The 9,399-nt window shown below is 47.3% G+C and carries 7 protein-coding genes, 1 tRNA gene and 2 pseudogenes; 2 read left to right on the top strand and 8 right to left on the bottom strand.

Annotated elements, in window-relative coordinates; translation table 11 throughout:
- Nucleotides 1–35: 35 nt before the first annotated feature.
- The 7 genes and pseudogenes from QUA36_RS31500 to psbX form a co-directional block, all read right to left on the bottom strand.
- Nucleotides 36–314, bottom strand: a pseudogene (locus QUA36_RS31500) (helix-turn-helix domain-containing protein); the annotation flags it as partial.
- Nucleotides 278–1,716: pseudogene (locus tag QUA36_RS29930) on the bottom strand (IS5 family transposase). The pseudogenes QUA36_RS29930 and QUA36_RS31500, both read right to left, overlap by 37 nt.
- A 232-nt stretch (nucleotides 1,717–1,948) precedes the next feature.
- Nucleotides 1,949–2,569, bottom strand: a complete 621-nt coding sequence (locus tag QUA36_RS29935; RefSeq protein WP_333454318.1) for a pre-peptidase C-terminal domain-containing protein — start codon at nucleotides 2,567–2,569, stop codon at nucleotides 1,949–1,951.
- Nucleotides 2,570–2,696: 127 nt separating this feature from the next.
- Nucleotides 2,697–4,148: a DVUA0089 family protein gene (locus QUA36_RS29940; protein ID WP_333160746.1), complete on the bottom strand. Its 1,452-nt coding sequence runs from the start codon at nucleotides 4,146–4,148 to the stop codon at nucleotides 2,697–2,699.
- 110 nt (nucleotides 4,149–4,258) lie between these two features.
- Entirely contained in the window at nucleotides 4,259–5,383 is a 1,125-nt protein-coding gene (locus tag QUA36_RS29945) for a redoxin domain-containing protein (protein ID WP_333460013.1), read from the bottom strand.
- 268 nt (nucleotides 5,384–5,651) lie between these two features.
- The gene (locus QUA36_RS29950; protein WP_333160751.1) at nucleotides 5,652–6,461 is read right to left on the bottom strand and encodes a Ycf66 family protein; all 810 of its coding nucleotides are present in this window, start codon (nucleotides 6,459–6,461) and stop codon (nucleotides 5,652–5,654) included.
- 281 nt (nucleotides 6,462–6,742) lie between these two features.
- On the bottom strand, nucleotides 6,743–6,862 hold the full coding sequence (psbX, locus tag QUA36_RS29955) for a photosystem II reaction center X protein (protein ID WP_333160753.1): 120 nt from the start codon (nucleotides 6,860–6,862) through the stop codon (nucleotides 6,743–6,745).
- A gap of 124 nt (nucleotides 6,863–6,986) precedes the next feature.
- Here psbX and QUA36_RS29960 point away from each other — a divergent pair, with 124 nt between their 5' ends.
- Nucleotides 6,987–7,271, top strand: a complete 285-nt coding sequence (locus QUA36_RS29960) for a YggT family protein (RefSeq protein WP_006634856.1) — start codon at nucleotides 6,987–6,989, stop codon at nucleotides 7,269–7,271.
- 156 nt (nucleotides 7,272–7,427) lie between these two features.
- Here the strand turns inward: QUA36_RS29960 and accC are convergent, their stop codons facing one another.
- The gene (gene accC, locus QUA36_RS29965) at nucleotides 7,428–8,783 is read right to left on the bottom strand and encodes an acetyl-CoA carboxylase biotin carboxylase subunit (protein WP_333160754.1); all 1,356 of its coding nucleotides are present in this window, start codon (nucleotides 8,781–8,783) and stop codon (nucleotides 7,428–7,430) included.
- Nucleotides 8,784–9,011: 228 nt separating this feature from the next.
- On the opposite strand from accC, the gene QUA36_RS29970 reads away from it, so the two are divergent.
- Nucleotides 9,012–9,095, top strand: a tRNA-Leu gene (locus tag QUA36_RS29970).
- Nucleotides 9,096–9,399 lie beyond the last annotated feature (304 nt).

A 9,399-nucleotide genomic window follows, 5' to 3' on the forward strand; every position in this document is an offset into this window, starting at 1 on the left:
TATCCTAATTATTGAGGCTCTTTTTCTATGGCCTATAATAACATATCTATATATTTATCTGTGGCTTTTTTGTGATTTCCCTTCATCCTTTCATCTATTAGACTTTCTAGATTGTCGGGGTCTCCCTTCATACACCAATAAGATACTGTGTTGACTCAACAACCCAAAAAATCAGCGATTTTAGATTGTGTTTTGCCGTCATTAAGTAATAATAAAATCAGAAGTTTTTCTCTGACATTTGCCTTTTCTTCTTCTCTTAAGGCTTTTTGTAGTTTCTCTATTTGTTGGGGATTGAGATGGTTTTTAGCTGGCATTCTTGTATAGATTGACTAAACTCCTTTTTTATTATACCGTATTTAAAGGTACAACAGCTTACTAAAAAAGTAATAGCAATAGCTGTACCAAAAGTATTATCAAGTTTTGCCATGACCCGATTCAAGCTGAATCTTCGTTTTCCTTGTCCAAATTTTCCTTCAATCGCATTTCTAATTCTTTCATCTTCTCAGGCTTGTTTTTTGGTTTCTTTGCTCACATTAGCTGGAGGTCTTCCTAAAGGCGGTTCACTAATTCTAATTCCTCTTTCTTTACACAATGCTCGGTTTTCTCGATTTCGATAAATGCGATCTGCATGGACTGATTCTGGATAGTATCCTGTGAAGGCATAATACGCTTCTATTTGGGCTTTTAAGTCTCCCGATTCGTTAAAGTTATTCCAACTCATCCGGTCTAAAAATACATATCCTTCAAAGCAACTCGCTGATAGTTTAGCTCCAAACTCTACTGGTTTCCCCGCTTTTCTTATAACAATGGGACGGATATGGGGTTGGCTTAAACTTACTATTCTATCCTCTATGCTCTGTTTGTTATTTTCAAATAACCAGAGCTGTTGACTATAAACCTCAGCTACAACTAACAAGGTTTTATATTGCTTTTTATTCGGATTTTCTAGGGAGCACCTGACTCGATTAGCTGTTCAATAAGATCCCGGTTTATTTTGATATATTGCAGTTGTTTCTTAATTGCTTGTCTTTTTTTTCCGGGTGGGACGTTTTTGTTTTGCTACTGCTAAGTAGTCTTTTCTGGCTATTTTCCGGTAGGTTCTGGGTTTGTTCTTGATTTTTTCTTTGAGAGACTTATAGAGAATGTCGATGATTTTTTCGGTATGAACTCTGGCTCGATTTAATATTCCTAAGTGGGTCGGATAGCTAATGTCGGCTGGGGTACAGGTTGCATCTATGATTAATTTTCCTTGATTGGGTAACTCATTTTTTGCGTCCGAATCCTTTTTTTTTCGGTTTTAACTGAGGTAGTTTCACGCATTTTTTTGACCATTTTTTCGTTCACTTTATTAATTAAGTTCCCACTGATTCGTTGCCGAAAGTGAACTAATAGTGATGGGTCAAAGGGTAGTTCATTACTGTAGGTTGATTGACCGATAAAGTATTGTAGATATGGGTTTTCGCGAATTTGTTCTACTCTTGGACGATTGCTAATTCCGAGTTTCTCTTTAATGATCAATGCCCCCAATGCCATCCGAAAGGATTTAGCCCTTAAGCCCATTTCTGTGGGGAAGTTTTTAGCATATTCTGCTTCAAATTCTGACCACGGGATTACTTGGGTCATTTTGACCCAACGGTTATCTCGTGACAAGCTGCCTCCGAAGGGCAGTTCAAACTCGGATGGGGGTTGTGGGGCCAGCTCAACTTTTCGGTACACGATTGCAGGTGGTGATGCAAGGGTTTTGTGCTATTTTACCTGTTTATCTTGCACCTAACTCGCTTGTACCCTCTCTTAACCCTTTTGGTGTAACCTTTTGACACTGATTCAGCAAGCCCTACATAGAAACACATGAATTTACTAAAGTCGATCGCAGTTGCTTGTAGTGCGATCGTCTTGGAATTATAGGGACACGGCAATGCCGTGCCCTGACTCCCAAGTTTTGTTCAAACTAATTTCCCGTTGTTTCACGGACGGTCAAACTGTACTTGCCTCTACCTTTTGGAGGCGGATCGTAAGCATTGACAATGACGCGATAGCGACCGTTCGCAGACAAGGTAACAGTAAGCTCTGAATTGGAATTTTGTTGCGTCGCATCATCATTTTCTGCTAGTAGCTCGCCCTGGGAGTTGAAAATAGCGAGATAAGTATCAAACTCGGTACTTTCTACGGTAACAACCACTTTCTGACCCTGAGTGCCTTCAAAGGTATACTCGTCGTACAAACTGCTGTCAGAGGGCAGTACAGAAGACTTAGCAGGGCTGAGTTCTCCGTTTTGCTCTAAGATGACTTTAGATGAACCCGCATCAGGACTCGGCGGAGGTTCTACAGTTGGACTCTGAGTTGGCGAACTTTGTGGTGATGGCGACGGGTTGGGGCTTGCTTGAGCTAAAACCCCCTTGCCAGCAGGCTTCGCGTTAGGTAAATTTTGAGGAATTTCTCCTGAAATGAGGGGGGAACTACTGTTAGCAACTCCACCTAAATTTGAAACTAGCGGCGAGACAGTCGGCTTGCCAGAAAAAGTAGCTAGTAGAGCAATTGGCGCGATCGCCCAAAATCTAACTTGACGCATGAATTACCTCGGTTTGCAACGAAGAAGGAAGGAAGAAGTCAGTAGTCAGTAGTCCGTAGTCATGGATTATTGGTTAGGTGCTACCAATGCCCTGTTTTGCCAATGCCCCACGCCCCATGCCCAATTTTCACCGGACTGTTAGAGTGTAACGACCCCGACCCGAAGCATCGTAAGCATTGACAATTACGCGATAGCGACCCGTAGCGGGCAAAGTAACGGTCAGAAACGCATTTTTAGTCGAATCGCTCTCATCGTCATTTTCTGCCACTAATCGGCCGTTAGGGTCAAAGATAGCCACATAGGGATCGAAATCTGTACTTTCGAGGGAAATGGCTACAGACTGACCCGATCGACCTTCAAAAGTATACTCTCGATACAGACTGTTGTCAGACGGCAATACTGGGCCGCCTGCGACTAAAGCGCCTTCTTCTTGCAAAATCGCCCGAGAAGGCGCGGTAGGAGCACTCGCTTTCAGTTCTAACGTATAAGCCCCTGACTGCTTAGCTTGGTAGGAATTTGCCACTAACGTGTAAGTCCCGTCTGCTGGCAGCCTGACTGTAATTCTGGCGTCTTTACTGCCTGCCCCGTCATCGTCTTGGGCGATTTCGCGCTGGTTGGGCCCGAGCAAAATTAAATAAGGGTCAATTTCTTGACTTTTCATTTCTATTGTGATTTGCTGGCCCGCTTTTCCCTCAAACGAGTAGAGATCAAAAAAGCTGTTGTCGGTGGGCAGAACGCTAGACTTGTCGGTGAGGAGGCCGCTGACGGCGGGCCCGTTTAACGCAACTTTTTGAGGTGATTTGTTGCCACCAAAGGGCGATCGGGCTTGAGCCACGCGGGGAGCTCGCCCTTCTCGTACCGCTGTCAGGAAAGCGGGTACTTTGTCTGCTGAAATTGCAAAACCGATACCGATACTGCCACCGCCCCGACCGCGAGTAAAAATAGAAGTATTGACGCCGATTAATTCTCCTGAACTGTTGAGCAGAGGGCCTCCTGAATTGCCGGGATTGATGGCGGCGTCAGTTTGAATTAAGCCACGCTGCTGGTCGATGCGGCTGACGATTCCGACTGTCAAAGTACCTTGAAATTGACCGAAGGGATTCCCGATCGCAAATGCTTGTTGCCCGACTTTCACCAAACCGGGACGGGCTAAAGGAATAGTGGGCAAATTGTTTTGATCGCGAATCTTCACCACGGCTAAGTCTAGACCGTCTTCGCCGAATCCGACGACATCGGCGACAAGTTTTGTACCGTCTGACAAAATGATATTGACGGTACCGCCTGCCGAAACAACGTGGGCGTTCGTTAACACCATGCCGTCGGGGCTGATAATTGTGCCACTGCCGTTAGATTTATCTGTATCGACTGTAACAACCGCCGGACTAGCCTTTTCGTAGACTCGAATATTGGTTTGTTCTTCGACTGTTTGGGCGATCGCACCCTGGGAATGCACCGCATTAAATGCCGTTAAATCTGCTGATTGCCGCACAGGAGAGCTCGTAACAACCGCACTGGCGCTGGCTGCAACCCCAACCGTTAAAATTCCCGATACTGCTAAACTTAGAAGTGTGAAATTCATGGCGATCGATTTAGTATTTAGCGATCGGTAGCTAGAAATTAGGTTTTGTGGCTAACCGCTAACTACCTTTTGTAATTATTTTAGGACTTGCACCACGGTAGTGACATTCCTTACGCCGGTTCTCCAATTCGGGAATCTGAATCAGCAGCTAAATACTTAAAATTAGTTTGTCGTACCGCAGCATCCTCATTGCCGTAGAAAAAAGACAGCAAAGCAAAACGCTGGCCGCTAATCACCGGCGTCGCTTCATGCAGCAAAGAACACGAAAAAATAATCGCCGTGCCAGAATCACCTTTATAACCGTGCGGCGCGTACTCTGGAAACCGTAAAAATCCCCCCGTGTACTCTCCCACATTCAAGTTTAGCGTCATCGCAAACCTTCGGTGCAGCGTAGCTTTGCTAGTGTTGTCGCGGTGCGGCCGAAAATAACCGCCGCTGTCAGCATCGTAACAACCTATCAAATACCGTTCAAACCTGGTAATTGTAAACTGAAAAGCTTTCTCTACTTCCGGCAGCACCCGGCGCAGAATAATCGCACTCAATTGTCGCTGGAAATCCTCGTCTTGAATAAAGAAATCTCGGCGCTTCTTGAAAGTGTCGTCGTGCAGACCCACTGTTTTCCCGCCTATTTGCCTCATAAAGCCCGAAGGACTTCCACCGTGAGTTTTGTACATATCGATCAAACTGCGGCAAGATGCTTTGTCCAAAACGTTAGGAATTACCAACACCGGGGCGTGGCGAGTGGCTGATCGGGCTTCCTCAATTGGGGGCAAAGTTTGAATAAAGTCTAATACTTGCTGGGCGTGTTGGTGCGGTTCACCCATCGGCAAAATATTAATTACCTGAAGGTTTTCGTTGAGAACAAAAGTTTGGGGTGCATAGTGAACTCCGGCAACTCCATTTTGTTCGACATCTCGGCAAACACCATACTGCTGACTGACTTGTTTGTGTAAGTCCCAGAAAAAGATGAATGACGGAGCAATTGTTGTCGGTCTGTTTAGTTCTTTGTCTGCTGGGTCAACGCTCACTCCGAACCGCGCTACTTGCAAGCTTTGGAATTCTTCTGAAAGCTCTTGAAAGCTTTTGAGGATAACTTGGATTTGTTCAAAAGCTGCGCTGGCAAAGAAAAACAGCACGACTCGCCGGCCGCCAACAGTCGGGAAATGAAATAAGGGGTTATTTGTAGAAGGAACGGAAAACCAGGGAGCCGGATCTCCTATTTCGAGTAATGGCATCTTGCTGATTTAAGATTGGGGATTTTATATTTAGATTATTATGCTGTCGATTAGTTCCACAGATTAGGTATGTCAAAATAATTTTTGAATAAAATTAGCTTTTATTTGTATATATCTATGTTTGGCTGGGGTTTCACCCTCGCAATTTACAGTCTTTTTGAGCACTTTCATATCTGAGAATAAGTAGATGGGCATCAATAAACGCAACTGATTTTTTTGCCTGCGGGTACGAGAAATGTTGAGTTTCACCCATCTACTTAGTGTTTGCCTATTTGTCGAAACTGGGGGAATTATCCGGTTGGTCTTCCGGGTATTCTACAGGTCGATACTCCACGTAGTCTGACGGCGGTGCTTCCACGTCGCGGTTGCTGGGGCGAGACCTGGATGATTCCGTAGGACGGGGTTTTTTGGTTCTCGGCGGCGTATCGGAACTGCGGTTTTCCGAAGCAGGGGGGCGACTGCTGCGGCTGCGGGTCGGTCTTTCTTCGGGGTTGTCTGAAACGTCCCAGTTGTCAGACTCTTGGGCAGGCGGGGCTTCTGGGCGAGAGGGACGTTTGCGCGAGGCTCGATCGGGCGAGTCGGGCCGTCCGGTGTTAACGCTGCCGTTGCGATTCGAGGGGCGGCGGCGGGGTTCGTCGTCGTAGGCTTCCCGAGAGGAACGGTAGTCTTGGCTGCCTCTGATCCGGGGACGCTGCGGATAGTCTTCCTCTGGTTCTAGCTGTTCCATGTCGGCATCGTAGCCGTCGTAACCGTAGGCGTTGCTGACCGGTCGGTCTTCATCTATGTATTGGGCGCGACTTTTGGCTTGGGCTGTGGTCGCTCCTCGCAGCTTAATGCTTTCTGCTGCAAAAAATATGGCGGAACCTGCCAGCAGAAATTGACCGAATGCCAAAATTGGGTCAAGCCGCCATCCTTGAAATAACAGAATACCGCCGCACAGCAGGCCGACGGCTGCAAAAAAAATATCGTGGTCTCGGGCTAGTTTGGGACGCCACGATCGCAGAAAATACAGTCCTGCCCCTGCTACTGCTAGGATAATCCCTAACAGGCTGCTCCAGTTCAATCCTAAATTGACCATTAGCCTATCTCCTATGTCTTTCCTATGTTAACGAGTTAGATTTTACATCTATCATTAAGTCTGTCAGCCCGACTGTGCTTTCTGGGGCAGCGTCCGGTCAGGGTTTCAGCTTGGGAAGTGAGTATAATAATGAGTTTAACGGGAAAAAACCTCAGCTTGGCAGTCAACTGAAGGTTTTGCCTTGACAGTTGCTGGCAGCCGAGGTTTCTCGGATCGGGGAAATGCCCGACTTGTAGCCCACAATATACTTGCAGCGCCGGACTTAGAAACCCGCTGACTTTTTAGGTGCGCTTGATTTTGTCTTTTTGGCTGATGAAGATCAGGGCGATCGTTGCTGGAATCACTACCACTGTCACGCCGATCAGCAGGCTGTACAAAAAGTTCGCGAGAGAAGGAGTCATAGATTCAAAGCCTTTGTTACAACAATTTGATTTTTATTAATTTTATACTTTCGATCGCACCTGTGAAACGGTTAAAATTATGAATAGCAGACTTAACAAAACTTAAAATTTCGAGATAAGACCCATGACTGGTATTACCGTTGCAAGTTGGATTCTGGGCTCTGTCCTAGTCGTGATGACCTTGCTGTTTATTTTTCGGATCGTCCTGACTTGGTATCCCGAGGTGAACCTGAGCAAGTTGCCGTTGAGTCTGATTGCTTGGCCGACGGAACCTTTTTTAGCCGTAACTAGAAAGATTGTACCGCCGATCGGCGGGGTGGACATTACGCCGATTATTTGGGTGGGTATCTGTAGCTTGCTGCGAGAAATGATTCTCGGTCAGCAAGGGCTACTGACGATGATGATGTAAGAGTTGGCGGTTGACGGTTGACGGTTGACTGTTGACTGTTGACTGTTGACGGTTGACTGAAAGCAGTTTGGGTAAAAACCCCCGGATTGATCCGTGGGGTTGCTTTCTTCAATTGTTCAATCCAAAATCCCAAATCCCAAATCCAAAACCGATTGACTAATGACTGTTTTGGTTCAAGAACTGTTCGACGAAATTGGTGTAAACTTCGCCACTGAGAAACTCGGGGGAATCGAGGATTTTTTGGTGGAAGCCCAGGGTGGTGGGGACACCGGTGATGGCGCATTCCCGCAATGCCCGCTTCATCCGGCAGATGGCGGTCGGTCGATCGCGCCCCCATACAATTATTTTACCGATTAAAGAATCGTAGTAAGCCGGTATTTCGTAATCGGTGTAGACGTGAGAGTCCATCCGCACGCCGGGGCCACCGGGAGGCAAATAACCGCTGATTATGCCGGGGTGAGGGCGGAAGTTGCGATCGGGGTCTTCGGCATTGATGCGGCACTCGATCGCGTGGCCGTTGAGAATTACTTGGTTTTGCTTGATTTGCAGTTTTTCTCCTTGGGCGATCCTAATTTGTTCGGCTATCAAGTCGAGACCTGTAATCATCTCGGTGACGGGATGTTCTACTTGGATGCGGGTGTTCATTTCCATGAAGTAGAACTTGCCCGATTTGTCAAGCAGAAATTCGACAGTGCCCGCACCCGTGTAGTTGATGGATTTGGCGGCGGCGACGGCGGCGTGACCCATTTGATCTCGCAGTTTCTGGGTGAGGGCTGGGCTGGGGGCTTCTTCGAGGAGTTTCTGGTGTCGGCGCTGAATCGAACAATCTCTCTCGCCGAGGTGGATGACGTTACCGTAGTTGTCGGCGAGGATTTGGATTTCGATGTGGCGGGGTCTTTCGATGAATTTTTCGAGGTAAAGTCCGGGGTTGCCGAAGGCTGCATCGGCTTCGCCTTGGGCGGCGGAGAATAGTTTGGGGAGTTCGGATGCTTCTCTCACTAGCCTCATCCCCCGACCACCACCGCCGGCTGTGGCTTTGATCATCACAGGATAGCCGATGTCGCGGGCGATTGACAAAGCTTCGCGATCGTCCGCCAGCAATCCTTCGCTACCGGGAACTGTGGGGACTTTCACTCGCTGCATGGTTTCTTTGGCGGTGGATTTGTCGCCCATCGCCCGCATGGCTGCCGGAGACGGGCCGATGAAGGTAATTTGATGGTCGGCGCAGATTTCGGCAAATCGGGCGTTTTCGGCGAGGAAGCCGTAACCGGGGTGAATGGCTGCGGCGTTGCGTGTCAGGGCTGCCGCGATGATGTTGGGGATGTTTAAATAGCTTTTGCTGCTGGTGGGGGGGCCGATGCAAACGGCTTCGTCTGCCAACTGGACGTGCAGGGCGTGTTTATCTACGGTGGAGTGTACGGCGACCGTGGCAATCCCCATTTCCTCGCAGGTCCGCAATATGCGGAGAGCTATTTCTCCCCGATTAGCGATTAAAATTTTCGAGAACCCCATCTTCGCTGCTTAATTCACTCAATATTCTGTACAATAATGCCTTTCGGTATGTTCTGGATAATCGTTTTCCAGAAATTGTTCACAAAAATTTATTTTACATTTTGCTGGTAGTGGTGCTATGATTGTAAATCGGCGGTCTAAAAGGGCAAGTCACAAGTTAAATGTCAGGAACCTCAACCTGTGAATCTTTAACTGGTAACGCAAAAATCCCGGAGATTGCTAGAAAGAGCGGATGTGGCGGAATTGGTATACGCGCACGCTTGAGGTGCGTGTGGCATTATGTCCTTGCGAGTTCGAGTCTCGCCATCCGCATTGAATATATAAAACAACTGTTGACGGTTTTGGCTGTCGGCAGTTGTTTTGTATTTGATGGGTGGGTGGGCAGAAACCGGGTTTTTGCGAGAATATTTGGTTACAGGCGAAGATTTGGTGAAAAACCCGGTTTCTTTGATTTGTGGGTGACTGGCGAGAAACCGGGTTTTTGCGATCGGACTTCGTTACAGCCCACAGACTCTGGAAAAAACCCGGTTTATGAAAGTCCTAGAGCGTCGGTACAGTATTAGAAGTTGACAAAAAAAGAGATATATGAATCTACCCCGTCAAGGAATTCAACTCT

The sequence above is a fragment of the Microcoleus sp. Pol10D4 genome, from assembly GCF_036701555.1.
Taxonomy (GTDB): domain Bacteria; phylum Cyanobacteriota; class Cyanobacteriia; order Cyanobacteriales; family Microcoleaceae; genus Microcoleus.